A 1,481-nucleotide genomic window follows, 5' to 3' on the forward strand; every position below is an offset into this window, starting at 1 on the left:
ACGCAAAACACGGTGCCGAGCGTGCTTCTTCTCGGACGTGTGTTCGATCGGCAGGACCAGGCACAGGCCTTTGTCGACTACTACGTTCAGCAGATGCGGCGCGTGTACAACGTGACGTCGACGTTGAAGCAGAACCAGCGTCCCTTGGTGTTTGCCGAGCAGGCTGCCGGCCTCAATCCGTCCACCTGCTGCCAATCCTTCGGCAATTTCAATTTCGGTGAATTCGTCTCGGAAGCGGGCGGCACCAACTGGGGCTCGAAGTATTTTTCCGGCGCCAGCGGCATGGTCAACCCCGAGAAGATCATCGTCGACGATCCGGCCTATCTGCTCATGACCGGCGCAAACTGGTCTCAATCGAACCCGGGCAATGCAGCGGTCTGGCTCGGCTACGATGCGAAGGAAGAGAAGGCGCAAGCGCAGATCAAGGGTCTCGTCGCTCGTCCCGGCTTCCCGGAACTGTCTGCCGTGAAGAACAAGAAGGTGATGGCGATCTATCACCAGTTCTACCAGAGCCCGTACCACTTCGTCGCCATCCAGGCCCTTGCCAAGTGGCTGCATCCGGAGGCGTTCAAGGATCTCGATCCGAATGCGACTTTCAAGGAACTGCATCAGCGCTTCCTGCCGGTCGATGTCTCCGGTCTGTTCTGGACGGAACTCAAGTAAGCGCATGGCCGGGCGGGTATCTCGCCCACCCGGCCACTCGAACGACGACACGTGGCAGACACATGGCAGGCACATGGCAGGGATGACGATCAGCATGGGAGCAGGAGCGCGCTACGAGCGTCGGATCGCGCGCAAGCTCGTCATGGTGATCGCGGCGTTGGCGCTCCTTGCCACGACGCTCGTCATCGACGTCGCGATCGGTCCCGGAAATTTCCCGCTGACGGACGTCATCGGTACCATTCTCAGTCCATCGTCCTACGACACCAAACTGAACGTGATCATTTGGAACGTGCGTCTGCCGATTGCCATTTTGGCGGCCCTGATCGGCGCAATGCTCGGTGTCGCCGGCGCCCAAATGCAGACGATCCTCAATAACCCGCTTGCCGATCCCTTTACGCTCGGGATCTCGTCTGCCGCCAGTTTCGGCGCGGCGTTCGCCATCGCGGTCGGCGTCAGCGTTGTTCCGTTCGCCGGCGCTTTTCTCGTCACCGCCAATGCGTTCTTCTTCGCTCTTGGAACCTCGATCATCCTGTTCGTCTTCACGCGCATGCGCGGCGTGACGATCGAGACGTTCGTGCTCGTCGGCATTGCGTTGTTCTTCACGTTCAATGCTCTTCTCGCATTTATCCAATATCAATCTTCGGAAGCGCAGCTGCAGCAGATCATCTTCTGGATGATGGGAAGTCTCGCGCGCGCAACCTGGACGAAAATCGGCGTGTGCGTTGGGCTACTCGCGGTCGTCCTGCCGATCTGCGTCGCTCGCAGCTGGATGTTGACGGCTCTCACCATGGGCGACGAGCGTGCCGCCAGTCTCGGCG

Annotated in this window: 2 protein-coding genes; both read left to right on the plus strand. The window is 59.9% G+C overall.

All coding sequences use genetic code 11. The annotated features are described in order from the left end of the window. On the plus strand, positions 1 to 663 hold a 663-nt coding region (locus AC1DT3_RS20840), incomplete at its 5' end, for an ABC transporter substrate-binding protein (RefSeq protein WP_477467107.1). Positions 664 to 667: 4 nt separating this feature from the next. After that, the coding region (locus tag AC1DT3_RS20845) for a FecCD family ABC transporter permease (RefSeq protein WP_477467108.1) at positions 668 to 1,481 on the plus strand (814 nt) is incomplete at its 3' end.

This window comes from Microvirga sp. P4_G7, assembly GCF_056401005.1.